We start from the raw sequence: 24,956 nt of genomic DNA on the forward strand, positions 1-24,956 counted from the left end.
AAAGTGAATTTATGACGGATCTACCAAAAATAATGGCTGATCAAACTCGACTGGTGATGAATCATCAACCAAAACTTTCACAATTTTACCTGAAATTTCACTTTCAATTTCGTTAAAAAGCTTCATCGCTTCGATTGTACAAAGTACATCTCCTTCATTAACCGAGTCGCCTACTTCAACAAAAGCTGGTTTATCTGGCGAAGGTTTTCTATAAAATGTCCCTATAATTGGTGATTTTATAGTAACGTACTTGTCATTTTCTTTTGCTTCATTGTTTGCAGATTCTGACGTTGCTTGAGTTTGTTGAGCTGCAGGCTGTACGGGCTGTTGTTGCTGAGGTATTACTTGTTGCTGAGGCATCCCCATCGGAACTTGCTGTATAACAGCACGTTCTCCTGAATCTTCAGAGCCGGTTTTGATGGTGATTTTAACGTCGTCCATTTCTAACTTGACCTCGCTAGCGCCTGATTTAGCGACAAACTTAATAAGATTCTGAATTTGTTTAATATCCATAGTTTAAGGTATTTTAGACTTAAGCATTATAAGCCCATTTTAAGTAAATAGATCCCCAAGAGAATCCACCACCAAATGCTGCAAAAATAATGTTATCGCCTTTTTTTAATTGTTTTTCGTAATCACTGAGTAATAAAGGTAGCGTTGCTGAAGTCGTATTTCCATAACGCTGAATATTCATAAGTACTTTATCTTGATCTAAATTCATGCGTTTTGATGTGGCGTCTATTATTCGCTTATTGGCTTGGTGTGCAACTAGCCAGTTAACATCTTTCGCAGTGAGGTTGTTTTTTAACATTATTTTTTCGCTCACATCTGCCATATTAGACACTGCAAATTTAAAAACGGCTTTACCATCCTGAAAAACAAAGTGTTGTTTGTTTTTCAAGGTTTCTTCACTTGCAGGCAATTGTGAACCACCAGCATCTATTTTCAAAAATTCACGGCCTATGCCATCAGTTCTCAAGATTTCGTCTTGTAAACCTAGGCCTTCAGAATTAGGCTCAAACAAAACAGCGCCTGCACCATCTCCGAAAATAATACAGGTAGCTCTATCCGTATAGTCTATAATTGAAGACATTTTATCGGCACCAACTAAAAGTACTTTCCTATAACGTCCAGACTCAATATAGCTTGATGCTGTTGACATCCCAAATAAAAAGCTAGAACAAGCAGCTTGCAAATCATATGAAAAGGCGTTTTTAGCGCCAATTTGAGTCGCTAAATAAGCAGCGGATGATGCTACTGGCATATCTGGCGTAGCTGTTGCAAAAAGAACAAGGTCAATTTCTAAAGGGTCTAAACCTGTTTTATCAATTAGATTTTCAACAGCTTTAATCCCTAAATAAGAAGAACCTTTACCTTCTTCTTTTAATATTCTTCTTTCTTTAATTCCTGTTCTTGTGGTAATCCAATCATCATTGGTATCTACCATTTCTTCGAGCATTTGATTGGTTAGTTTATGCTCTGGAACAAAAGAACCTACAGCTGTAATTGCTGCTTTAATTTGACTCATATAAAGATTATTTTATTGCAAAATTAAATAGGTTTTAATTTCACAAACTAAAAAACACTGCAAAGTAAAATGTTTTTTGTTGTTACACAAAAAACTAGCTAAACAATTATTTAACATTGACTTAATACTATTCAAATTAACACCAAAAAAGTGTTCTTCTGCTTATTAAAATATCTAAATAAAAAAGCCGATGAGATATTTCATCGGCTTTTAAATAAAACTTATAAATCAAATTTTATGCCTTGCGCAAGCGGCAACTCTGTTGTATAATTAATGGTGTTGGTTTGACGTCTCATGTAAACTTTCCAAGCATCTGAGCCAGATTCGCGACCGCCACCGGTTTCTTTCTCACCGCCAAATGCACCACCAATTTCAGCACCTGATGTTCCAATGTTTACATTAGCAATACCACAATCTGAGCCTTCAGCTGATAAGAATTTTTCGGCCTCTCTAAGGTTATTAGTCATAATTGCAGATGACAAGCCTTGTACAACGCCATTTTGTAATTCTAATGCATTTTCAACATCACCAGAATATTTCATAATATACAATACTGGTGCAAAAGTTTCGTGCTGAACAATTTCAAAATGATTTTCTGCCTCGGCTATGGCTGGTTTAACATAGCATCCACTTTCGTAACCTTCACCTTCTAAAACACCGCCTTCAACTAAAACCTTACCGCCTTCAGCTTCAACTTTTTCTAAAGCATGTTGATAATTTTTTACAGCATCTTGATCAATTAATGGTCCCACGTGATTATTTTCATCTAATGGGTTTCCAATTTTTATTTGCTTGTAGGCATCTACAATTGCATTTTTTACTTTATCGTAAATTGAATCGTGTATAATTAAACGTCTAGTTGAAGTACAACGTTGACCACAAGTTCCTACAGCTCCAAAAACAGCACCAATAACCGTATTTTTAATATCTGCGTCTGGTGTTACGATAATGGCATTATTTCCACCTAATTCTAGTAAAGATTTACCTAAGCGCTTAGCTACAGCTTGAGCAACAATTTTACCCATTCTAATTGAGCCTGTTGCTGAAACTAATGGAATACGTTTATCGTTTGTCATTAATTCACCAACTTTATAATCACCTGTTATTAAAGACGAAACGCCAGCTGGCACATTGTTTTTCTCAAATACTCGAGCAGCAATTTTTTGACATGCTACCGATGTAAGTGGTGTTTTTTCTGAACCTTTCCAAACACAAGCATCTCCACAAACCCAAGCTAAAGCTGTATTCCAAGACCAAACAGCTACAGGAAAATTAAAGGCTGAAATTATACCAACCACACCTAAAGGATGCCACTGCTCGTACATGCGGTGTCCTGGACGTTCTGAGTGCATTGTTAAACCATGAAGTTGACGTGATAAACCTACGGCAAAGTCACAGATATCAATCATTTCTTGAACTTCTCCTAAACCTTCTTGATAAGATTTACCCATTTCATAAGACACTAATTTTCCTAGTGGTTCTTTTAAGCGTCTGAGCTCATCATTAAATTGGCGAACCACTTCACCACGAGCTGGAGCCGTCCATTTTCGCCATTCTAAAAAGCCTTTATGAGCTGTTTCAATAGTTTTTTGATAATCTGCTTCTGTCGTTGCTTGAACTTTACCAATTAAAGCACCATCAACTGGCGAGTAAGATTCGATTGTTTCGCCATTAGCAAAAAAATCAGTTCCAACTGATGTTCCTTTATTTTCGTGTTCTAAGCCTAATTCTTTAAAGGCTTTATCAATTCCGAAGTTTTTGGCAATTTCACTCATATTATTTTCAAATTTTAATCGATTATTAAATAATTTAATGCGAAAGTAACAATTTTTAGGCGCTTTAAACCAGACTTATGCATCAGAAAATCTATTACGACCTTAAACTACTTCAAAATCAACATTTCATTGGAGTTTTCAGATTTACCATAGCTGTGCAATGCTAAATCTTCCAAATCAGCTGATTTTATTGTATTTTTAAATCTCATCACAAAGTTCTAACAAATAAGTCGGGTTAAATTGAAATCATTTAAAGCATAACATCAAAAAAAACCACAAACTCTAAGCTTGTGGTTTGGTTAAACATCTATGTAGTGCAGCGGTGCACTTTGTTGAAATCTTTAAGACTCTATAACTCTTGTAACACGTTGTGAAATGCGTGTGATAATTTCGTATGGAATACTTTGCTGAAGCTTATCAAACTTTAGTGCAGAATGTTCTTTTCCGAAAATAGTGACGTGATCACCTTCTTTACATTCTATATCTGTAACATCAACCATCATTGTGTCCATACAGACATTACCTATAATTGGTGCCGTTTTACCATTAATTAGCACCTCGGCTTTTAAATTACCAAATTGTCGTGCAATACCATCTACATAACCTAGTGGTAAGGTGGCCACTTTTGTTTTTCGTGAAGCCTTAAATAAACGTTCGTAGCCAACACTTTCACCAACTTGAATGCTTCTTAATTGGGTAATCACTGTTTTTAAACTTGAAATTGGTTGAAGTTGCTCGTGTTCTTTTGTGTTGTTGCCATAACCATACAGAGCAATTCCTGCACGAACCATATCATATTCTGCTTCAGGAAAGTTAAAAATGCCACTTGAATTGCACAAATGCGCTATTAGTTTTTGGTCGAATTTAGATTGAAAAAAACGCTTAGCAATTTCGAATTTTTCAATTTGTGATTGCGTAAATTTAGCTTCTTTCGCATTTCCTGAGGCTGCTAAATGCGAAAATAAGCCCACAACTTTTATGCGTTTAGACTGATTAATTTCATTATAAATTGCTTCAAGCTCATTTAAGTCAAAACCCAGTCTATTTAAACCTGTATTTATTTTAATATGTATTTGAAAGTCTTCAATGTCTTCTTTGTTTAAAGTTGCATTTAATTTTTTTAGATATCTAAAATTATAAATACTAGGCGTTAAGTTGTAGGTAAGTAATTGTTTTAATTCTTCTACTTGCGGATAAAATACTAAAATAGGAATTGTTATGCCAAATTTGCGTAATCTCACACCTTCTTCAATGTAAGCAACCGCTAAATAATCAACGCCTAAATCGACTAATTTTTGAGCTACAACTTCAGAGTCTGTACCATAAGCAAAAGCTTTTACAACACCCATTATTTTGGTCTCTGGCTTTAGCTTTTCTTTTATAACAGCATAATTAAAAGCTAGGTCGTTTAGGTTAATAATGAGTCTAGTTTCTTTAACTGGCATTAGTGTGTTGAATCTTTAGTGATTTCCTCAGAATTATTGACTTCAATAGTTTTAAGTTTTTCATTATTCATGGCTTTATAAAAAGCAGCGCGACTTAATGGTTCGTAGGCTTCAGTCTCACCAAGTAAAACAATATCACTTTGGCTTGTTTTTCGGTAGCTGTATTGCGCCAAGTTCCCTGTTCGTGTACACACTGCATGAACTTTAGTTACATATTCTGCAGTAGCCATTAAATTTGGCATTGGCCCAAAAGGGTTGCCTTTAAAATCCATATCTAAGCCAGCCACAACAACGCGAATACCTTTGTTAGCAAGGTCGTTGCAAACGCTTACAATTTCGTCGTCAAAAAATTGAGCTTCATCAATGCCTACCACTTGGCAATCATCTGCCAGAAGTCTAATATTAGCAGCCGCAGGCACTGGTGTAGAGCGAATTTCATTCTCATCGTGAGAGACAACGTTTTCATCATCATAACGCGTATCTATCTGTGGCTTGAAGATTTCAACTCTTTGTTTGGCAAATTGGGCACGTTTTAACCGGCGAATTAACTCTTCGGTTTTACCCGAAAACATACTGCCACAAATAACTTCTATCCAACCAAATTGCTCTTCTGGATTTACTGTATTTTCGAGAAACATTTTGTAATTTAGGCGTTTAAATTAAAGTTGAAATTAATCACTATTAATTGCTAAAATTAGTAAAAATTTAAGCGCTATAACAAGGCGAAACGCTAAAAGTTATGAAGAAAGTTTTAGAAGACGAGTTAATAAGTCTAGCACACAGAATTTTAAAGTTAAAAAGTCGGGCTGATATTCATCAATTAAAAAAAGAAGCTAGTATTTTATATGAAAAACTTTCAGTTTTATCATTTGCTGAACAACATTTTGGTGGAATAAGACCAACGATAGGTAAAAAAGAGTTTACTGAGGCTTACTTCAAACAATATGAAGATTTTGATGATGATGGTGATCAAAAATATCCTGATGGCACCGAATATAATGAAGATGCGATCTCTGAGCCTAATACTGAAAAAATTAAAGACATTGTCTCTCAAATGCCACCAGAAGCCGAGCAAGTTGATTATTTAATGGCACAGTTTCAAAAACTTACGAGTGAAGATTTAGGGCAAACTAAAGAAAAACAGCCAAGTAACTCAAGTGAATCTAAAATTAGTAATGACGACGGTCGCCATAACAATGACGATCTTGATAACAATGAAACAACATCTAATGAAGGAAATAATAGCGATGCAACTTCTGAAGAAAATTTAGATCAAAATCAAGTTGATGACCTTAGAGATTCATCAAACAAATCCTCGTCTTTAGAAGAAGATTTCGGTGTTCATTTTGACGATTTGCCAGACTTTGAACCTAAACCAGCTGAAGACTCAAGCCAAAACAAGCCAACTGAAACTACTGATTCAAGTCAACAAAAAACACCTAAAGAGCCAACCGATAGCTCTACAAAAGAGGTGGCTTCGGAAACTTCAACTAAGAACGAATCACCAACCGAGCAAGACAAAAAGGAACGCAATGTTGAAGATAAATCCTCAACACCTAAGCGTACCTTAGATTTATTTCAACAGGAAAAGAAATCATTAAACGATCAACTTCAAAAAGGCATCAAAATAGGTTTAAATGATCGATTAGCTTTTACGAAACAATTATTTGACGGCAAAGTTGAAGATTATAACCGTGTACTTTCACAATTAGATTCTTTTAGTCAATTTGATGAAGCTAAATCATTTATCGAATTAACAATCAAGCCAGAATACCCAAGCTTTGAGCAGAAGCCAGAAGTTTACGAACGCTTTTTAACTATTATAGAACGTAAATTTGATGCCTAAATTATTTATTGTTCCAACACCAATTGGCAACTTGAAAGACATGACGTTTCGAGCCGTTGAAGTTTTAAAATCTGTCGATTTTATTTTGGCTGAAGATACGCGCGTTACGGGTAAATTGTTAAAGCATTATGCTATTGAAACGCCAATGTTGAGTTATCACCAACATAATGAACACCAAAAAACTGAGCAAATCATCGCGCGAATTAAACAAGGTGAGCAATTTGCCTTGGTTACTGATGCAGGTACGCCTGCGATTTCTGATCCGGGATTTTTAATGAGTCGCGCATGTGTTGAGCATAAAATTTCTGTTGATTGTCTACCAGGCGCTACAGCTTTTGTTCCTGCATTGGTTAATAGCGGTTTACCGAATGATAAATTTATATTTGAAGGTTTTCTACCTATAAAAAAAGGTCGGCAAAAACGTTTAAACATTCTTGCTGAAGAACAGCGGACAATGATTTTGTACGAATCACCTTACAAAATTTTAAAAACTTTGGAGCATTTAGCCAAATATTTAGGCGAAAATAGGCAAGCTTCAATATCAAGAGAGTTAACAAAGCTGTATGAAGAAACTATAAATGGCAGTTTAATAGAGTTAATCACACATTTTAAAACTCAAACACCAAAAGGTGAATTTGTAATTGTTGTTTCTGGTAAATCATAAAAAACACCGCTTTCTAAAAGCAGTGTTTGATGATTTATTACTATTTATCTTTTAATCTATTTCAGAAACGCGAAGTGTATTTACCATACCTTTTGCTTCAATTGGCATTGAAGCCAAGTTAATTGTAAAGTCGCCTTTTTCAACATACTTTTTCTCTTTAGCAATTGTATTTACATCTTCAATGGTTTGATCAGTACTTTCAAATTTATCATAAAACTGAGCGTTAACGCCCCATAGTAAACTTAATTGGGTTAAAATTCGTTTGTTTGAGGTAAAAGCTAAAATATGTGATTGTGGTCGCCATGCTGAGATTTGAAACGCCGTATAACCACTATTGGTTAATGTGCAAATAGCACTTGCATTAATTTCATTTGCCATAACAGCAGCATGATAACATACTGATTTTGTGATATAGCGTTTGGTTTTTATATGTGGTGCTTCATGAGGAACACGAATAAGCGGTGAGTTCTCGACACTTTTAACAATTTGAGCCATTTTTTGAATTACCTGAACTGGATATTTACCAACTGAAGTTTCGCCACTTAGCATTACAGCGTCTGCACCATCCATGACTGAATTAGCAACATCGTTAACTTCGGCACGTGTTGGTGTTAAGCTAGTAATCATGGTTTCCATCATTTGTGTAGCAATAATAACTGGAATTCTGGCTTGCTTAGCTTTAAGCACGAGTTGCTTTTGAATAAGCGGTACTTCGTGAGCTGGCACCTCAACACCTAAATCACCTCTTGCAACCATTAAACCATCGCAATAAGCAATAATTTTATCAATATTTTTAACACCTTCAGGTTTCTCTATTTTTGAAATAATAGGAATTTTATGATCGCTGTTTTCTGCAATCAATTTTTGTAAAATTTTAAGGTCGCTTGCATAGCGTACAAATGAAAGTGCAATCCAATCAACTTCTAATTCACAAGCAAAAATAGCGTCTTTAACATCCTTTTCAGTTAAAGCAGGCAATGAAATTTTTGTGTTTGGTAAGTTAACGCCTTTTCTAGAACGTAAAGGTCCACCTTGAACAACTTCGGTTAAAACTTCATCTTTTTTATTGGTCTTAACAACTTCAAAAATCAATTTACCATCATCAAGTAAAATACGCTCACCAGGTTTAACATCTTGCGGAAAGGTTTCGTAATTCATGTAAACCCGATCTTTCGTACCTTCAAACTCCTTACCTGTTGCAAAGCTTATACGGTCACCTTTTTCTACAACTACTTCGTCTTTCATTTTACCAACACGAAGTTTAGGGCCTTGTAAATCTCCTAATATACCAACATTAAAGCCATATTCTTCATTGAGGCCTCTAATCATTTTCACGCGTTCACGTACATCGCTGTATTCAGCATGAGAAAAATTAATTCTAAAAATATTAACGCCTTCTTCCATCATAGCCTTTAAAACATCTTTTTGGCTAGTTGCTGGACCTAAGGTTGAAACTATCTTTGTTTTTTTTGTTGTCTTCATTTTATTTAAAAATTAAATATTCAGGATTTTTTATGCTTTTGTTGTTGATTAAATAAGCTTTTTTAATACGGCCTATAGAATTTATAGTCTTTAAAATATGTTGGCTGTCAAATATATCTAATTCATCTTCAACTTTAATAAAGTAATCAATATGTTTCATACTACTAAAGAGGTAAAACGTTTGAGTTTCGGTTTGTGCCTCATCAAATAGAGAACCTGAACTTTTTAAATTAGGGACATCATCGCTAAATTTATTAGCAATTAAATACATGTCACAATCCCAATTTTGGTCGTAATAATTGAATAGTGGAAAATGTGCAAAACTATCTTTATAAGTCATATCTAAATCATAAGTTGCTCTTTCAAAACTGATACTAAAATGCTTATTAATCAGATAGGCTAACTTATAAGCTTCTAATGACGTGTGAATACCAATTAACTTAAAATCGTCTTCTAATACGAGTGATTTTAACTTATACAATTTATTTTTAGTGTAAATATACTAAGATTGAAATAGTTTAAGAAGGCTTAAATGTTTAAACTTTTACTTTCAATTTTGTTTTGCAAAGCATAATATGCGCGTTTAGCTGCTTTTTCTTCTGCTCTTTTCTTTGAAGTTTCTCGGGCTTTTGAAACGAGTTCGTTGTTAATATAAAAACAAACAGAAAAATGTTTTTCATGATCTTTACCATCATCAGCTTTGGTACAAAAATCGAACTCAAATTTATGTTTCTGACACCATTTAATAATGAGGCTTTTATAGCTAGTTACTTTCTTTTCAAGTTCTGAAAGATTAACATAAGCTGAAATTAAATGTTTTTGGATAAATTTTTCTGTAAACTTAAATCCTCGATCTAAATAAATTGCGCCGATTAAAGCTTCAAACAAGTTACCAGAAATATTTTTACCGTGTTGGTGTTCTGGCATATTAGTTATTAATAAATCTACTAAACCGAGATCATGACCTATTTGATTTAAGTTTTTACGACTTACTATTTTTGATCGCATAACCGTTAAATAACCTTCATTACCATCTGGAGAATTTTCAAACAAATAGGTTGAAATTACCGTGCTTAATACAGCATCACCTAGAAATTCGAGTCTTTCGTAATTCACGGGATGTCCAAATTCATTTTTCTCTTGCATTGAACGATGCGTAAATGCTCGTAAATAATAATTAGAGGCTTTTGGTTTAAAACCTAATATTTTCTCAAGTGAAGCAAAAAAAATCCCGTTCGCTTCAGAACGGGATTTTGACAATAAGTTTTGTAAGAAATTCATAAAATGAATTAATTATTCTAAAGTCTTAAAAGCCACACAAGCATTATGACCACCAAAACCAAAAGTATTACTCAAAGCAACCTTGATATTTCGTTTCTGAGGTTTATTGAGTGTTAAGTTTAGCTCTGGATCAATATTTTCATCGGCTTGAGAGTGGTTTATTGTTGGAGGAACAATCCCATTTTGCATTGCTAAAATTGAAGAAATAGCTTCAATAGCACCAGCTGCTCCCAACAAATGACCTGTCATTGACTTGGTTGAATTTATATTGATATTCTTAGCGTGTTCACCAAAGACTTCTTTAATCGCTTTTAACTCGGCCACATCTCCTAATGGTGTTGAAGTACCGTGAGTGTTAATAGCATCAACATCTTCAGGTTTTAAACCTGCATTGTTAAGACAGTTTTTCATCACAGCAATAACACCTTGACCTTCAGGATGTGGTGCAGTCATGTGGTAAGCATCAGAAGATAGTCCGCCACCAACAACTTCAGCATATATTTTGGCTCCTCTAGCTTTAGCATGTTCATATTCCTCTAAAATCAAAGCACCTGAACCTTCACCTAAAACAAAACCATCTCTGTTAGCATCAAATGGTCTTGAGGCTGTTTCTGGACTTTCATTTCGAGTTGATAAAGCATGCATAGAGTTAAAACCTCCCATACCAGCTTCTGTAACTGCAGCCTCACTTCCGCCTGAAACAATGACATCACTGTAGCCAAGTCTGATATAATTTAACGCATCTATTAATGCGTTGGCTGATGAAGCACAAGCTGAAACAGTTGTATAGTTTGGCCCCATAAACCCATGTTTGATTGAAATATTACCTGGGGCAATATCAGCAATCATTTTAGGGATAAAGAATGGATTAAAACGCGGTTTACCATCGCCTTTAGCGTAACTCATCACTTCATTTTGAAATGTCTCTAAACCACCTATTCCAGCACCCCAAATTACACCAACCCTATACTTATCAACATTATTTAAATCTATTCCCGAATCAGCAATAGCTTCGTCTGAAGAAACCATGGCATATTGGGCAAACTTATCTAAACGCCTGAGCTCTTTTCTATCAAAATAAGCTTTAGTGTCAAAATTTTTAATTTCACAAGCGAATTTTGTTTTGAAGTGTTCTGTATCAAAATAACTTATAGGCGCAGCACCACTTTTACCAGCAATAAGTCCATCCCAGTATTCTGAAATATTATTACCTATAGGTGTAAGTGCACCAAGACCTGTAACAACAACTCGCTTTAGTTCCATTAAATTAAATTATTTTGCCTCTTCAATGTAAGCTACGGCCTGACCTACTGTTGAGATGTTTTCTGCTTGATCGTCTGGTATTTGAATATCAAATTCTTTTTCAAACTCCATGATTAATTCAACGGTGTCTAAAGAATCCGCACCTAAGTCGTTTGTAAAGCTAGCTTCTGTAACAACTTCGTTTTCGTCAACTCCTAGCTTGTCAACGATAATTGCTTTTACTCTTGATGCAATGTCTGACATGATTTTTTATGTTTTATGTTATCAGTCAGCAAAAATAAAAAACTTTATTTTAAAACAAGTTTTAATTAAAAAAATGTGAATAAAATTACAAGGATTGATCTTAAAAGCAGATATTTGTTGCTATTAGACCACTTTTAGAAACGTCCATTTAAAGATGAAACAACCAAAAAAACTGAAGAAAATTGTCATTTTTGCCTCAGGAAACGGTACTAATGCCATCAATATTTATCATTATTTCAATAAAGTTGAAGGAATTAGCGTTAGCCATATTTTTTCGAATAATGCTAAGGCTAAAGTTTTAAAAAAGGCCAATGATTTGGGTATTACCGCCATTCAATTTGATAAAGAATCCTTCTATTCAACCACTGAATTACTTGATTACATTGAAGCGCTTCAACCAGATTTAATTGTTCTTGCGGGATTTTTATGGAAAATACCTGATAATTTCATCAAAGCATTTCCTAAAAAAATTATTAATATTCATCCTGCTTTATTACCACAATATGGTGGTAAAGGTATGTATGGAGAAAAAGTTCACAAAGCAGTTATCAAAGATGGTGCAACAAAAAGTGGGATCACTATACATTATGTGAATGAAGTTTATGATGAGGGCGAAATTATTGCACAATATCATTTAGATGTTGCAAGCGATGACAATCATAAAACCCTTGCTGAAAAAATTCACAGTTTAGAATACAAGCATTTCCCTAAAGAAATTCACAAGCTTTTAAGTTAATGGCAAAGCAAAAGTTTTATGTGGTTTGGGATGGTTGGGAGCCAGGAATTTATGACTCTTGGAACACTTGCAAACGGATGATAAATAATTACCCAAATGCCAAATATAAATCCTTCAAAACTAAAACTGAAGCAAATCAAGCTTACAACGAAGGTTTTTTTAATTATAAGAAATCTAAGCAAAATTTATCCTCAAAAGTACTTTCTGAAATCAATTTTAATAGTATTTCAGTAGATGCCGCCTCAAGTGGAAATCCTGGAAAAATGGAATATCGCGGTGTCATAACTAAAACCAAGGCTCAATTATTCCATATTGGTCCATTTGCTCAAGGCACTAACAACATTGGAGAGTTTTTAGCCTTAGTCCATGGTTTAGCCTTTCTACAAACTAAAAAAAGCAACGCAGCAATTTACTCTGATTCTAAAATTGCTATCAGTTGGGTGAAACAAAAGAAATGTAAAACTAAGTTAGCGAGAAATCAAAAAAATCAAAAATTATTTGACCTCATCATGCGAGCTGAACATTGGCTTAAAAAAAACACTTATAATACTCAGATTTTAAAATGGAATACAAAAGAATGGGGCGAAATTCCAGCGGATTTTGGACGTAAATAATGATTTAAATAAGTCTTATAATTACATTTATCCTATTGAAGAGAATCTATCACACTGCCACACTTAAGCATTGCTGAACCAAAGTAAGGATTACGAATTGCATCTGAATAACTCAACCAATCTGCTCCTGAATTATCATCTGCCATCGGACAATTTTGGATGTATATTGTTTTAGGTAAACCTTCAGCTTTTTTAACGATTTTAATCATTATTTGAGAAATGAGTTGAAATTCTTCTCTTAAGGCTTCAATATTTTTAAAGTCTTGTTGAATATTGAGGTTTGAATTTTGTTCCTTAAAAATTGAAATAAAGTCCTTAAAGCTTCCTTGTGCTTGACTAAAATTATCTTGAACCAAAATATTCTTCAATTCAAGATATTTCGAAAGTAATTGCTCTAAATTACTATTGGAAAGGTCAGATTCAGCAATTTCAATTTCTCGATGAGGTTTTGAAGGATTCATCATACTCGATTTATCAGATAGTTGTGCTTCCGAATCTATGCTGAAAGCGCCGCGGGTTACCACTTCATCTCCTGCTTCTAAACCAGATAAGATTTCAATAAAATCTGATGAAGAAGAACCCGTTTCCACCTGCTTCATTTTGAAATACACGCCGTTTTCATTTTCCAATTCTTGGTACACCACCGAACGTTTGCCTGTCCAGAGCACAGCCGATTTTGGAACCATCAAAACTTGGTTTTCAGTAGATTCTGATTTTGTATTCGTTAACTCAGCCGTTATAAACACCCCTGGCTTCAAGTTTCGAAACGGATTATTGATAACTACTCGCGCTTTGGCCGACCTAGAATTGGCGTCCAAAACAGGCGAAACAAAAACCACTTTCCCGGTCAAATTTTCTTCATTAGGAATAGAAACTCTAAGCTCGTCGCCTTTCTTAATTCGATTTAAATCACTTTCGTACACATCTACAATCGCCCAAAGCGTTGATAAATCTGCAATACTCATCAAATTTTGATCGGCTTTTACATTATCGCCTTGTTGTACATTCAAACTTGAAATCATTCCATTTTTGGGAGATCTCAATTTTAAGGTTCCATTTTCTAAAGATTGAATGTCGCTAAGGGAAAGCTCATAGTTTTCAATTTTTCTGGTGATGCTTTTCAGAAGAACATCATTTTCCTGTCGAGTGGCTAACTCCAATTCATCTTTTAAAACCTGAATTTCTGGCGCATACAATTCGGCGATGACTTGCCCTTTTTGCACTTCTTCGCCTTCTTCGTTAATGTACAAACGTTCAATTCGCGCCTTAAAATTAGCAGAAATAGACGATGTATTATCCTTATTAACTTCTAAGCGACCAGAGAAATTCATGCTCGATTTTTGGTCTTCGTTACCGACAGACATGGTTTCGACTTGTGCCAATTTACGTGCGGTTTTACTCATCCTGATGGCATCTGGATCGACATCATCTTCCATTGAAGATGCCGGAATCAAATCCATTCCACAAATGGGGCAATCTCCAGGTTCATCTTTACGAATTTGCGGATGCATGGAGCAGGTCCAAACGGTCTCATCTGCCTGCGCCTGAGAATGATCGTGTGCTTCTTTATTGTCTTCTGAAGAAAACAAAATAGCGCCAAGAAAGACACCTAGGACTAGAATAAGCCCTGCAATACTAAAGGTTTTTAATTTATTGTTCATTTTAAGTTGTTTAAAAATTGAATATATATTTGACTAAAATTCCACCTGCTAACCAGAAGTAACTTACAAAAGCAAGGTATTTTAAAACCTTCTCCAAAAGTGGACTTTTAGGGGCCATTTCCTTCATATAGGAAATGTCTTTTTGTTTTGAAAAGAAACCCAGATAGACTAAAATCCCCGAGATGATTAAAAATCCGATGTTCATGAAAAAGGTGTAATTAAATTGAAAATGTTCTTTTTCTGAAATATTATTTGATGTAAAATCTGGAATTAAATCAAACACTTCAAAGCTGTAATGCAAGACCAATGATGTGATGATTAATGCCGTAAACAAAAGAGAAAGTATGAAAAGTGACATTTTCCAACCGTAATATTTAGCATTGATTCTCAATACTGGAAACACCACCAAATCGCTAAATATGAATGCCATAACCCCTGCAAAGCTAACGCCTTTTCCAAAAAGCAAAGCCGCCAAAGGTATATTTCCCATCGAACCAATAAAGGTGATAAAAGCGGCAAAAGGCCCAACAATAACATGTTCTAACAGTGTGAAAAAACCAAAACTGCTTTGTCCTTCTCCTGTGTTGATGAATAAAGTTTGGAAGAAAGCATCTGGCACAAAAGCAGAAATTATCCCGGCAATGGTAAAACCGATAGTGACATCTTTCCAGACCATTTTCCATTCCATGCCATATTGTTTCCCAACTTTTACCCAATTGGTTGTATTTCTTAATTTTTCTGAAATGGGGTTAGAATCGGCTTTTTCTTTCTCTGCTTCACCAAGGTTTTTTCTAGCTTTTGAAATGATAGATTTGGGATTGATTAACCCAACCAATAGCCAACTGATGAGAATGAGCAAAATCCCTCCGACGTATTCACCAACCACAAACTGCCAACCCAAAAAGATGGAAATCACGATTCCGAGTTCTATCACCAAGTTGGTTGAAGCCAACAAGAACGCCATAGACGACACAAAACTTGCTCCTTTTTGGAAAAGCGATTTGGTAGTCGCTAAAGCAGAAAAACTACACGAACTGCTGATAAAGCCAAAGAAAGTTCCAAAAAGCACAGATTTGGCATCGGATTCTCCCATGGTTTTTTGCATGTTTTTCTTGGTCACAAAGACTTGGATAAGACTGCTCAACGCATAGCCCAAAATAAAAGCCCAAAGCGCCATCCAAAAAAATCCTAAGGCCGTATTCGCTGCATTCCCCCAATTTTCTAAAAAAGCATCCATGTTCATAATGCTGAATTTGAGGTGAGGTAAATTAAAGTTTCATTTGTTTTTTGAAGTTTCGCCAAAGTTTTAGCACATTGTTTTTCATAAAGCAAACGTTCTTCATGTAGACGTAGTACTTCTTCAATTTCCATGGAGGCATTGGCTAATGCGGTTTCTGAAAGTTGTAATATGTCTTTTAAACGCAAAAGTTGCTGCTTATATAAATCCAAAAGACTATAAAGTTCATCGCATTGGTATTGAGCGACTTGAATTTCTGTAGCTATCTGTGTTTCTTCGTTTTCCAGTTGAAGCTGAAGGGATTCGCCTTGGAGTGAAGCTTGTTTTTTTCTGGACTTATTTTTCTTTCCAAAAATGGGCAAACTCACCGAAAGCATAGGCATAATCGCATCCTGTCCAGCATCTGCCGACATCACATTTCGATCTTGAATAATGGCGTAATCCAAGCCCAACCCAAACTGCGGCATCGCTTGCTTTTTGGCTAACAGACTTTCCGCTTTGTTGGATGCTTGTAAATTACGAATGGCTTTCAATCGCGGATGATTACTGGAAATAGAATCCGTTTCTACGATTTCTTTTTGCTCCAAAATTTGTTTTGGATTTGAAATGAGAATGGGTGTTTTCAACGGTCGATTCATCAATTGATTGAGTTGTGCAACCATTGCAGCATCTTGGTCTTTCAGTACCTGAAGCACATTGGCTTGTTTGTCTATTTGAAGTTCAACTCTTAAAATATCCACCAAATTTGCTTTGTTGTTTTCGTAATTCGACTCCACAATAGATTTCAAATCTTCTAAAATTTGAAGTTGTTCGGCTTCCAATTCGGTGATGTGTCTTAACGCAGAAAGGTCGAAATACTTTTCAGCAACATCGAGATATAATTTCAATTTTTGATTCTGAAACTTTTCAAATTCAGCTTCAGCTCTATATGATGCGATATCGCCTTTGGCTTTATAGGTTCCGAACCAAGGCAGCATTTGTGTCAGTGAAAATCTTGCGATTTGTGGTCCCACCCGAGTTTCAATCGGACTGATAAAATAGCCAAAGCTCAAATTGGGGTCTTGCCAGGATTTGGCCTGCGACACTTGTTCTAATTGGGCTTCAAAAGTTTTGTATTGAGCTTTTAAAGCTAAATTATTTTCAGCGGCAATAGTTTTTAATTCTTCAAGAGATTGCGCTTTTAAATTAAAACTAAAACATAGCCAAACACTTATAAGCACAAGTTGAATTGAAATTGGTATGGATTTTATGTGATGTATTTTAAACATAAGTTTGTCGTTTATAATCATTTGAATTTCATATCAGATGATTGATTTAATTGTCTGCTGTAAATGACGTAAAATAAAATAGGCAGTAAAAAGTAGGTTAAACTTGCCATCAGCATCCCACCAAAAGCTGGAATAGCCATCGGCACCATAATGTTTGAGCCTTTTCCTGTAGAAGACAACACTGGTAAAAGCGCAATAACCGTAGTTACGGAAGTCATCACCGCTGGACGAATTCGTTTCAATCCACCTTCCATCACCGCTTCACGCAGTTCTTTTTTGGTTTTGGTAGGATTCGCTTTGAAGGATTGCCTTAAATAGGTTGCCATCAACACCGCATCATCAGTAGCAATACCGAACAAAGCAATAAATCCCACCCAAACCGCGACACTCAAGTTGATGGTTTTTAGCTGAAAAATATCGCGAAGATTTTCTCCAAACCAACTAAAATTCAGAAACCAATCCTGACCGTAAAACCAAATCATGATGAATCCACCGCTAAAGGCTAAAGCAACTGATGAAAATACCATCAAGCTGATGCGTACTGATTTGAATTGGAAATACAAAACCAAGAAGATAATCACGAAAACCACAGGAATTATGATAGATAGGCGCTTTTCTGATCGCACTTGATTTTCAAAATTACCTGCAAATCGATAGCTTACACCACTGGGCACTTTCAGGTTGCCACTTTTGATTTCACTAGCAATTGCATCTCTGGCGGCTTCTACCGCAGTGACTTCAGCAACGCCATCAGCTCGATCAAACAAGACATAAGAATTAAGAAAGGTTTCTTCTCTTTTGATCATTTGCGGACCCGGCTCATATTCAATATCCACAAGTTCTCCTAGAGGAATTTGCGTATTAGATGACGTTGAAATCAACATATTTTGAATCGCTTGGGGTGTGTTTCTCAACTCACGAGGATAACGAACTCGCACATCGTAGCGCTCGCGACCTTCAACAGTTTGCGTCAACACTTCTCCACCAATAGCCACAGCAATATAGTTTTGGACATCATTGATGCTCAATCCGTATCGTGCTAATTTTTCCCTGTTGAGATTGATGTGTAAATACGGTTTAGCCACTACTCTATCGGCAAATACGGCTTGGGACTTAATTGCATCAACTTGTTTTAAAATAGGTTCTAATTGCTGTCCAAAATCTTCTATTGTTTTTAAATCAGGGCCTGAAACTTTTATACCCATTGGCGCACGCATTCCCGTTTGCAACATGACTTGACGAGTTTCAATTGGTTGCAATTTTGGTGCAGAAGTCAAACCAGGAATTTTAGTCACCTTGACAATTTCATTCCAAATATCATCTGTTGATTGTATATGCTGACGCCAATTTCTAAAGTAATTTCCATTAGAGTCTTCAATTAAATAGGGCGCGAAATCATTTTCAATTTCATAAAATATTTCAGATTGAATATCGTCAGAAAACACCATTCCATTTTTATTAGCAAACACATAGTTTTGGTTATCAAACCAAAGCACATCATTTGATTGTTTAGTGAGATAAACTTGATGCTCTTCAATTTTTAATCCCTGAATTTTAAACCATCCCTTGGCGTTGACTTCAAAAGCTTGTAAACTGTTATCTTCATTTAAAATAAATTCTGATTTATAAGTGATTAAATTTTCAAACATCGAAATCGGCGCGGGATCGATGGCAGACTCTACCCGGCCTAACTTCCCGACTACAGTTTTAATTTCAGGAATTTGGCTCACTAAAACATCCATCTGTTGAAGCTTATCTTTGTTAAACTCGATCCCTGAATGCGTCATGCTGGTTGGCATCAAGATAAAACTGCCTTCATTTAAACTAGGCATGAACTCTTTGCCTATTCCAGGAAAAAGATCATTCATAGTATTCCAAAATCGGGTATTTTCAATAGAAAATCCTAATGCATTTGACGCTTGTTTTGGATAATAAAAAACCTTAGAAAACCCAAGCCAAATCATAATTCCTATCAAAATTGACAATAAAGGCAAGAGTAAAAACCCTTTGATGTGTTTTAAAAAGAAAGTCAATAGTTGAGCATAATACTTTTGAAGAATCAGGTAAAATGCTAACAACACACCTACTAAAAGTCCAACAAAAATAATATTAGAACCCATAGATTGCTGAGCGCCAAGTGGCAACCAAAGCTTTGATAATAAGACTAAAACTCCAGCGATTAAAGCATAAAAATGGAGATTTTTTATGCGAAATCTTTTATTAAAATATTGATGCGACAACCCATAACTGACAGCATAAAGCAATACAAATAAGCCAAGCCAAAATGCATTAAAAATAGTCCAAACACCTATGACAAAAAGCAAAGCATTCAAGACGTATGAAATTTTGGTTTTATTAATTTTAATTTTAAACACAATATGCATCAAGCTTGGTAAAATCAAAACTGTGACTAAAAATGCGGCAATCAGTGCAAAAGTTTTGGTATAAGCCAACGGCATAAAAAGCTTGCCTTCAGCAGCTTCTAATGCAAAAACAGGAATAAAACTGACTACGGTGGTTAAAACTGCAGTCAAAATGGCTGAACTGACTTCAGCAGAACCTTTATAAATATTATTAACTAAGGAGTTTTTTGGGGATTCTTCAAGTTTCTTCAATACATTTTCAGAAAGGATAATCGCCAAATCTATCATCGTTCCAATAGCGATAGCAATACCTGATAAAGCTACAATATTGGCTTGCACATTAAACCATTTCATGGCGATAAACACCAATAACACTGAAATGGGCAATACTGCTGAAATGACCAAAGACGCCCTTAAATTGAAAACAATAATTATGACAACCAGCAACGCGATGATCAATTGAAGACTTATGGCATCTTCAAGTGTGTTAATGGTTTCATTTATCAACTCAGAACGGTCATAAAACGAGATAATTTTCAATTGACTTTTAGTGCCATCAGCTAAAGTTTTGCTTGGAAGACCTGGTGAAATTTCCTTGATTTTATCCTTGACGTGATTAATGGCTTCCATAGGATTAAAACCGTCTCGAGCTATAACCACACCACCAACCACTTCAGCTCCTGCTTTATCGAGAACACCACGACGTTGAGCCGGACCTGTTTTGATCTGCGCCACGTCTTTTAGGTAAATTGGCACATTTTGATTTTCATCAACCACTATGGATTCAAAATCTTGAAGATTGTTTATGTAGCCTAAACCGCGAACAATGTATTCTACTTGATTTATTTCTAAAGTTTTTGCGCCCACATCGCGATTGCTTTCTTTTACCGCCTTGGCTACTTGCATTAAGGAAATTCCGTAAGACTTTAGCGCATCTGGATTGACATCAATTTGATATTCCTTTACAAAACCACCAATAGAAGCTACTTCTGAAATGCCTTTCGCACTACTCAAACCGTATTTCACATAAAAGTCTTGGACACTTCTAATTTCATCTAAATTCCAGCCGCCCGTTGGGTTGTTGTTTTTATCTCGGGGTTCTAGGGTATACCAAAACACCTGACCAAGTGCTGTGGCATCTGGACCCAGCGTGGGTTTAGCTTCTGCCGGAAGAAGTCCTTGCGGAATGGAACTCAGCTTCTCCAAAATTCGTGAACGCGACCAATAAAACGCTACATCATCATCAAAAATGATGTAAATGCTAGAAAATCCAAACATAGAATTACTACGCACCGATTCTACGCCAGGTAATCCGAGCAAATAGGTAGTTAACGGATAAGTAATTTGGTCGTCTATATCCTGTGGCGAACGCCCTGGCCATTCGGTAAATACAATTTGTTGATTGGCACCCGTATTGGGAATGGCATCTACTGGAATAGGGTTTTTGGGCAAAAACGAATCTGCCCATTGAAAAGGCGAAACGATTAAACCACTTATAATTATGGCTGACAATAGAATGAACGACACCAATCGTTGATTCAGAAAAAATTGAATGATTTTATTCAACATAAAATTTGAGATTAAAACATAAATACTATAGCTCGGCTCAGTTTGATGAAAATCAAAAAGAGCTAAAAGAGTGATGTTTTAAAATCAAATTAAGTAAACCTGGTATAAAGCTTGAAAATCACCTTGATATAAAGGTGGTGGATATTCGTAGGAATTAGGATTTGTATCAGTTTGAAGAACTGGTTTTACAAAAAAAGTATAGACTAGGGCTTGAACAAAAATGGGCTGCGGCAATTCAAAATCAGTAGATTGAAGTTTTAATTGGTCTTGACCTTTAATGATTTTGACTTCATCATCACAGCAACTGTTGTGTTTATCTTCATTCTCGTGTTGCGAAGTTGCGTCGTGCATCGCACATTTTTGAGCGGGTTTCATAATCGTTTTATCAACCAAAATATTACCGCAGTAGTGGGTGCTAACTGTCATTGACATTGTAGAAACTAAGACTACAATAGCCATTAAAACACTTAATATTTGTGATAAGCCTTTTTTCATATCTAAAGCAAATTTACACAAAATTATTTTTGTGCTACTTTTTTTTGATAATATAAAGCTGGTACTAAAAGAATTAAAAATAAAGGTTGAATTAAAAATCGGCGTATATAAAATAATGTCATATAATACTCAGGCGTAAGTTGAGATAACAAAATTGAAAACGCGGAAATTAAAACAACAAAGGCTACACTGTAAAACCAAACTACAAATTTTAATGTTTTAGTTGAAGGAAATAATATGTAAATAATTAAAATCGATAAGATAGAATTAACCAAATACCTGAGTATAGTTGTAGAAATTAAGTTAAACCAGTTGAAGTTTGGTGGCTCACTAAAACTGTAAGTTGTTGCATAAAAGTCAAGTAAAGCCTCAGGAAACAAGGAGCGTTCAAAAAATCTAATCGCAATTAACGAGAAGATTAAAAAAATTATAGAAATTACTTTGAAGCTTGTCGGTATTAATTTCACTATTTCTTGGGCTTGAAATTCTTGATCCAAATAAACCAAAGTAAAAAGACAACACCGTAAATTATAGCAGGAAAAACGGTGCCATGCAAGAAGTGTTCATATTGAGGATATTCGTATAAGGCAATTGTTAACAATGCAATACGAACGATGTTTAGTGCATAAATGATGGCCAATCCAGCCAAAATATAGAGCAAAGTTTTTTTCCAAGTGGTTTTAAATGCCAGAATAAACGCCATAAATAAAATCATAACACTTATGGCATTACAACCTTCTACAATACGAACCAAATATTGGCCATTAACTCCAAGCCGCATCGACGGGTCATTAAGACTCTTAATACTTTTTGTTGTATAGCCAAAAGCTTCAATTAATTCTTGGCTTTGGAGTGTTACAACATGAGTAATAATTTCTGGGTAATAGGTTTGTGATGAGAAGTTAGTCAAATAGTAATTATAGGCTATCGTGAAGATAAGATAACTTCCAAAAAAAATTCCTAAGAATTTTAATACCGCTTTATTTTTCTTAATTAATTCCATCACTTATATATTTAACAAATTTATAGTTTTTAGATGAGCTAATTAATTAAGATTTCTAAATACTTTTGCACAAAATTAAAGATTATGAGTTTAAGCCTTTTAAAGCCTGAAATCACAAAAATTATACGCACAAGCAAAACAGTAGACTCAAAACTTAGCAAGATTTGTGAATTCTTACAAGAAAACGTAAAGCATTACGATTGGGTTGGCTTTTACTTTAAAAACGGAGACAAGCCTGAACTTAAGCTTAAAGCATACGCTGGAAAACCTACAGACCATACTATTATCCCTTTTGGAAAAGGCATATGTGGTCAAGTTGCCGTAAGTAATGAAAATTTTTTAGTTGAAGATGTTAGTGCTCAAGACAATTATATTGCCTGTAGTATAGATGTAAAATCTGAAATTGTAATTCCTTTATTTGTAAATGACGAAAACATTGGTCAAATAGATATTGATTCAAATACTGCTAATGCTTTCTCTCAAGAAGATGAAAGCTTTCTAGTTTGGCTTAACGCAGAAGTTGCCCAACTATATTAACCGATTTTTCTGTTTTCAAGCTTATTATGGTTAAATTCTGGAACAAGTTGATATAATATTTTTAGCGCAGCTAAAGTTTGATTTTGCATAATTTGATTAGATAAATTCTCTAACAAAATTGTATTCTCTTTATCAAACTCAAAAGATGACTTTGCTATTAATATTTTTTGGTGATGTGTTGGCAACGTATTTTCTTTATCAGCGAGTAATTCCTCATAAAGCTTTTCGCCAGGACGTAAGCCAGTGTAGGTAATATTAATGTCTACATTAGGCGTAAAACCAGATAAGCGAATCATTTGTTTCGCTAAATCTACTATTTTAACTGGATTGCCCATATCAAATACAAAGATCTCGCCACCTTTACCTAATGCACCAGCCTCAAGAACTAATTGGCAAGCTTCATCGATTGTCATAAAATACCGAGTAATCTCAGGATGAGTTACCGTCACAGGTCCGTTTTGCAAAATTTGCTTTTTAAAATGCGGAATCACAGAACCATTAGACCCTAAAACATTACCAAAACGGGTAGTTATAAATAAGGTTTTATTATTTTTTTGGCGTGAGACAAACTGTACAAAAATTTCGGCACTTCGTTTGGTAGCACCCATAATATTTGTTGGGTTAACAGCCTTGTCGGTAGAAACAAACACAAACCTATTAACTTGATGTTTAGACGCCAAGTTAACTAAGTTTTGAGTCCCTAAATAATTCACATGCATCGCTTCAATAGGATTGTCTTCCATCATAGGAACATGTTTATAGGCTGCACCATGAAATACGACTTCAGGACTATATTCTTCAAAAATTTCAGCTAAGCGCTCATAATTTCGAACATCAGCAATAATAGATTTAAACTCGGTCTCTGGATGTTCTTTCCGAATATAAATACACATGTCGTGTAATGGCGTTTCGGCTTGATCTAAAAGTAAAATTTCTTGAGGGTCAAACGGAATTAACTGCCGTACAATATCACTTCCTATTGAGCCAGCTGCACCTGTTACTAAAATAGTCTTTCCTTGATAAATCGACTTCAACTTTTCTTTATTCAGTTTTATTGGGTTCCGCTGAAGTAAATCTTCTAAATTAATCTCTTTAATTTGAGACAGGACATTGGCTGTATCATTCCAGTCTTGAATTTCAGGAAGTTTATAGACTTTAATATTATTTTCAAGAAGTATATCTATTTTTTGTTGAAGTGATTGGTCTAGCTGGTCTAACTTACTGCTATTAATGATAACACATTGTTCGTTTTGGCTTTCTAACAAGTCATCTACAAGAACAATTGGGAGGTTAAAAATTCGGTTGCGTTTTATTTTTGAGTTAACGTTTACAAAACCCGATAGTTTAAATTGTGTTTGGGTATCAGAGATAATTCCTTCTGCAATAGCAACATCAGCAAGACCTGTTCCTAAAATATAGGCATTGGTCGTGGTTTGATTGGCATGAATTAATTGATAAGCTCTTTTAACTACAATTCTGAATAAAAATAATATTGAAAATAATATAAAGCCATACATAATTAAACCGGCATCAACAATTATTTTAATTTCATAAGCCATGTAATAAATATTGTTGATAATCAACAAGACAGCTACTGAAAAAATAGTGGTTTGTATGAGCTTAATGGCATCTCTAAAACCCGTATATCTAACAATACCTGAATAACTTTTAAAGGTTAAGAAAGCAATAATTTGAATTGATAGAATGGTTAAAAGTTTCCATGAAAACTCAAAATAAATCAGTTGAGGCGACTGAATTGAGGATATTAAAAAAAATGTGGCTTGAGCCGAGACAAAAGCAATCAGAAAATCAATTGCAAAAATAAGATAACGAGGAACGTAATTTCTAGAAAGCCTTTTAAGAAGCTCTATTGTTAATAGCTTTAATTTCAGCACGTTTACGCAAATTGGTTAGGAATACAAATTTATAAAAATATTCTAAATAAT

23 protein-coding genes are annotated in these 24,956 nt (G+C 35.0%); 5 read left to right on the forward strand and 18 right to left on the reverse strand.

The annotated features are described in order from the left end of the window. Positions 1-9: 9 nt before the first annotated feature. From accB to BUB82_RS06995, 5 genes are all read right to left on the reverse strand, one after another. On the reverse strand, positions 10-513 hold the full coding sequence (gene accB, locus BUB82_RS06975) for an acetyl-CoA carboxylase biotin carboxyl carrier protein (protein ID WP_073192889.1): 504 nt from the start codon (positions 511-513) through the stop codon (positions 10-12). Between the two features lie 19 nt (positions 514-532). Next, the gene (locus BUB82_RS06980) at positions 533-1,528 is read right to left on the reverse strand and encodes a beta-ketoacyl-ACP synthase III (protein ID WP_073192890.1); all 996 of its coding nucleotides are present in this window, start codon (positions 1,526-1,528) and stop codon (positions 533-535) included. Positions 1,529-1,749: 221 nt separating this feature from the next. Beyond that, on the reverse strand, positions 1,750-3,303 hold the full coding sequence (gene amaB, locus BUB82_RS06985) for an L-piperidine-6-carboxylate dehydrogenase (RefSeq protein WP_073192891.1): 1,554 nt from the start codon (positions 3,301-3,303) through the stop codon (positions 1,750-1,752). A gap of 341 nt (positions 3,304-3,644) precedes the next feature. After that, complete coding sequence (alr, locus tag BUB82_RS06990) at positions 3,645-4,748, reverse strand: alanine racemase (RefSeq protein WP_073192892.1); 1,104 nt, start codon at positions 4,746-4,748, stop codon at positions 3,645-3,647. Next, entirely contained in the window at positions 4,748-5,386 is a 639-nt protein-coding gene (locus BUB82_RS06995; RefSeq protein ID WP_073192893.1) for a thymidine kinase, read from the reverse strand. Before BUB82_RS06995 ends, alr begins: the two co-directional genes overlap by 1 nt. Before the next feature lie 101 nt (positions 5,387-5,487). Between BUB82_RS06995 and BUB82_RS07000 the strand changes: the two genes are divergently transcribed. Next, positions 5,488-6,594 carry a hypothetical protein gene (locus BUB82_RS07000; protein ID WP_073192894.1) on the forward strand — a complete coding sequence of 369 codons (1,107 nt, stop codon included), beginning with the start codon at positions 5,488-5,490 and terminating at the stop codon, positions 6,592-6,594. Beyond that, complete coding sequence (gene rsmI, locus BUB82_RS07005) at positions 6,587-7,258, forward strand: 16S rRNA (cytidine(1402)-2'-O)-methyltransferase (RefSeq protein ID WP_073192895.1); 672 nt, start codon at positions 6,587-6,589, stop codon at positions 7,256-7,258. The genes BUB82_RS07000 and rsmI overlap by 8 nt, the downstream gene beginning before the upstream one ends. 51 nt (positions 7,259-7,309) lie before the next feature. On the opposite strand, the gene pyk is transcribed toward rsmI, so the two are convergent. Genes pyk through BUB82_RS07030 form a run of 5 tightly spaced genes read right to left on the reverse strand, consistent with a single transcriptional unit; the run spans position 7,310 to position 11,527 of the window. Further along, on the reverse strand, positions 7,310-8,740 hold the full coding sequence (gene pyk / locus BUB82_RS07010) for a pyruvate kinase (protein ID WP_073192896.1): 1,431 nt from the start codon (positions 8,738-8,740) through the stop codon (positions 7,310-7,312). A 1-nt stretch (position 8,741) separates the two neighbouring features. Further along, positions 8,742-9,221: an IPExxxVDY family protein gene (locus tag BUB82_RS07015; RefSeq protein WP_073192897.1), complete on the reverse strand. Its 480-nt coding sequence runs from the start codon at positions 9,219-9,221 to the stop codon at positions 8,742-8,744. A 47-nt stretch (positions 9,222-9,268) separates the two neighbouring features. Then, entirely contained in the window at positions 9,269-10,021 is a 753-nt protein-coding gene (gene rnc, locus BUB82_RS07020; protein ID WP_073192898.1) for a ribonuclease III, read from the reverse strand. Between the two features lie 12 nt (positions 10,022-10,033). Continuing rightward, positions 10,034-11,284 carry a beta-ketoacyl-ACP synthase II gene (fabF, locus tag BUB82_RS07025; protein WP_073192899.1) on the reverse strand — a complete coding sequence of 417 codons (1,251 nt, stop codon included), beginning with the start codon at positions 11,282-11,284 and terminating at the stop codon, positions 10,034-10,036. A gap of 9 nt (positions 11,285-11,293) precedes the next feature. Continuing rightward, complete coding sequence (locus BUB82_RS07030; RefSeq protein WP_073192900.1) at positions 11,294-11,527, reverse strand: acyl carrier protein; 234 nt, start codon at positions 11,525-11,527, stop codon at positions 11,294-11,296. 154 nt (positions 11,528-11,681) lie between these two features. On the opposite strand from BUB82_RS07030, the gene purN reads away from it, so the two are divergent. Next, entirely contained in the window at positions 11,682-12,263 is a 582-nt protein-coding gene (gene purN / locus BUB82_RS07035; protein WP_073192901.1) for a phosphoribosylglycinamide formyltransferase, read from the forward strand. After that, positions 12,263-12,877: a ribonuclease H1 domain-containing protein gene (locus tag BUB82_RS07040; protein ID WP_073192902.1), complete on the forward strand. Its 615-nt coding sequence runs from the start codon at positions 12,263-12,265 to the stop codon at positions 12,875-12,877. The genes purN and BUB82_RS07040 overlap by 1 nt, the downstream gene beginning before the upstream one ends. A 32-nt stretch (positions 12,878-12,909) precedes the next feature. Here the strand turns inward: BUB82_RS07040 and BUB82_RS07045 are convergent, their stop codons facing one another. The 7 genes from BUB82_RS07045 to xrtF all read right to left on the reverse strand — a co-directional run bounded on the left by BUB82_RS07045 (position 12,910) and on the right by xrtF (position 22,473). Further along, positions 12,910-14,538 (reverse strand): efflux RND transporter periplasmic adaptor subunit, encoded by a 1,629-nt coding sequence (locus tag BUB82_RS07045; protein WP_073192903.1) that lies wholly within the window; start codon positions 14,536-14,538, stop codon positions 12,910-12,912. Between the two features lie 10 nt (positions 14,539-14,548). Continuing rightward, positions 14,549-15,775, reverse strand: a complete 1,227-nt coding sequence (locus BUB82_RS07050; protein WP_073192904.1) for a permease — start codon at positions 15,773-15,775, stop codon at positions 14,549-14,551. Between the two features lie 2 nt (positions 15,776-15,777). Continuing rightward, positions 15,778-17,043 (reverse strand): TolC family protein, encoded by a 1,266-nt coding sequence (locus BUB82_RS07055; RefSeq protein ID WP_083574490.1) that lies wholly within the window; start codon positions 17,041-17,043, stop codon positions 15,778-15,780. A 17-nt stretch (positions 17,044-17,060) separates the two neighbouring features. Next, positions 17,061-20,975 (reverse strand): efflux RND transporter permease subunit, encoded by a 3,915-nt coding sequence (locus BUB82_RS07060; protein ID WP_073192905.1) that lies wholly within the window; start codon positions 20,973-20,975, stop codon positions 17,061-17,063. A gap of 84 nt (positions 20,976-21,059) precedes the next feature. After that, on the reverse strand, positions 21,060-21,470 hold the full coding sequence (locus BUB82_RS07065; RefSeq protein WP_073192906.1) for an HYC_CC_PP family protein: 411 nt from the start codon (positions 21,468-21,470) through the stop codon (positions 21,060-21,062). A 23-nt stretch (positions 21,471-21,493) separates the two neighbouring features. Continuing rightward, positions 21,494-21,937, reverse strand: coding sequence for an exosortase F system-associated membrane protein (locus tag BUB82_RS07070; RefSeq protein WP_159432028.1), 444 nt, complete (start codon positions 21,935-21,937; stop codon positions 21,494-21,496). Continuing rightward, the gene (gene xrtF, locus BUB82_RS07075; RefSeq protein WP_073192907.1) at positions 21,937-22,473 is read right to left on the reverse strand and encodes an exosortase family protein XrtF; all 537 of its coding nucleotides are present in this window, start codon (positions 22,471-22,473) and stop codon (positions 21,937-21,939) included. The genes BUB82_RS07070 and xrtF overlap by 1 nt, the downstream gene beginning before the upstream one ends. Before the next feature lie 84 nt (positions 22,474-22,557). Here xrtF and BUB82_RS07080 point away from each other — a divergent pair, with 84 nt between their 5' ends. Then, positions 22,558-23,010 (forward strand): GAF domain-containing protein, encoded by a 453-nt coding sequence (locus tag BUB82_RS07080; protein WP_073192908.1) that lies wholly within the window; start codon positions 22,558-22,560, stop codon positions 23,008-23,010. Here BUB82_RS07080 and BUB82_RS07085 read toward each other — a convergent pair. Next, positions 23,007-24,905: a polysaccharide biosynthesis protein gene (locus tag BUB82_RS07085; protein WP_234949767.1), complete on the reverse strand. Its 1,899-nt coding sequence runs from the start codon at positions 24,903-24,905 to the stop codon at positions 23,007-23,009. The two genes, BUB82_RS07080 and BUB82_RS07085, sit on opposite strands and share 4 nt — an antisense overlap. Between the last annotated feature and the right edge of the window lie 51 nt (positions 24,906-24,956).

The sequence above is a fragment of the Psychroflexus salarius genome (genome assembly GCF_900129035.1).
Lineage (GTDB): Bacteria > Bacteroidota > Bacteroidia > Flavobacteriales > Flavobacteriaceae > Psychroflexus > Psychroflexus salarius.

Bases quoted from the DNA above. Each gene is read 5' to 3' on its own strand.
- BUB82_RS07000 (WP_073192894.1), top strand. From the start codon at position 5,488: ATGAAGAAAGTTTTAGAAGACGAGTTAATAAGTCTAGCACACAGAATT.
- alr (WP_073192892.1), bottom strand. From the start codon at position 4,748: ATGCCAGTTAAAGAAACTAGACTCATTATTAACCTAAACGACCTAGCT.
- purN (WP_073192901.1), top strand. From the start codon at position 11,682: ATGAAACAACCAAAAAAACTGAAGAAAATTGTCATTTTTGCCTCAGGA.
- amaB (WP_073192891.1), bottom strand. From the start codon at position 3,303: ATGAGTGAAATTGCCAAAAACTTCGGAATTGATAAAGCCTTTAAAGAA.
- BUB82_RS07030 (WP_073192900.1), bottom strand. From the start codon at position 11,527: ATGTCAGACATTGCATCAAGAGTAAAAGCAATTATCGTTGACAAGCTA.
- BUB82_RS07065 (WP_073192906.1), bottom strand. From the start codon at position 21,470: ATGAAAAAAGGCTTATCACAAATATTAAGTGTTTTAATGGCTATTGTA.
- xrtF (WP_073192907.1), bottom strand. From the start codon at position 22,473: ATGGAATTAATTAAGAAAAATAAAGCGGTATTAAAATTCTTAGGAATT.
- BUB82_RS07080 (WP_073192908.1), top strand. From the start codon at position 22,558: ATGAGTTTAAGCCTTTTAAAGCCTGAAATCACAAAAATTATACGCACA.
- BUB82_RS07050 (WP_073192904.1), bottom strand. From the start codon at position 15,775: ATGGATGCTTTTTTAGAAAATTGGGGGAATGCAGCGAATACGGCCTTA.
- BUB82_RS06980 (WP_073192890.1), bottom strand. From the start codon at position 1,528: ATGAGTCAAATTAAAGCAGCAATTACAGCTGTAGGTTCTTTTGTTCCA.
- BUB82_RS07040 (WP_073192902.1), top strand. From the start codon at position 12,263: ATGGCAAAGCAAAAGTTTTATGTGGTTTGGGATGGTTGGGAGCCAGGA.
- BUB82_RS07045 (WP_073192903.1), bottom strand. From the start codon at position 14,538: ATGAACAATAAATTAAAAACCTTTAGTATTGCAGGGCTTATTCTAGTC.
- rnc (WP_073192898.1), bottom strand. From the start codon at position 10,021: ATGAATTTCTTACAAAACTTATTGTCAAAATCCCGTTCTGAAGCGAAC.
- pyk (WP_073192896.1), bottom strand. From the start codon at position 8,740: ATGAAGACAACAAAAAAAACAAAGATAGTTTCAACCTTAGGTCCAGCA.
- BUB82_RS07055 (WP_083574490.1), bottom strand. From the start codon at position 17,043: ATGTTTAAAATACATCACATAAAATCCATACCAATTTCAATTCAACTT.
- BUB82_RS07060 (WP_073192905.1), bottom strand. From the start codon at position 20,975: ATGTTGAATAAAATCATTCAATTTTTTCTGAATCAACGATTGGTGTCG.
- rsmI (WP_073192895.1), top strand. From the start codon at position 6,587: ATGCCTAAATTATTTATTGTTCCAACACCAATTGGCAACTTGAAAGAC.
- accB (WP_073192889.1), bottom strand. From the start codon at position 513: ATGGATATTAAACAAATTCAGAATCTTATTAAGTTTGTCGCTAAATCA.
- fabF (WP_073192899.1), bottom strand. From the start codon at position 11,284: ATGGAACTAAAGCGAGTTGTTGTTACAGGTCTTGGTGCACTTACACCT.
- BUB82_RS06995 (WP_073192893.1), bottom strand. From the start codon at position 5,386: ATGTTTCTCGAAAATACAGTAAATCCAGAAGAGCAATTTGGTTGGATA.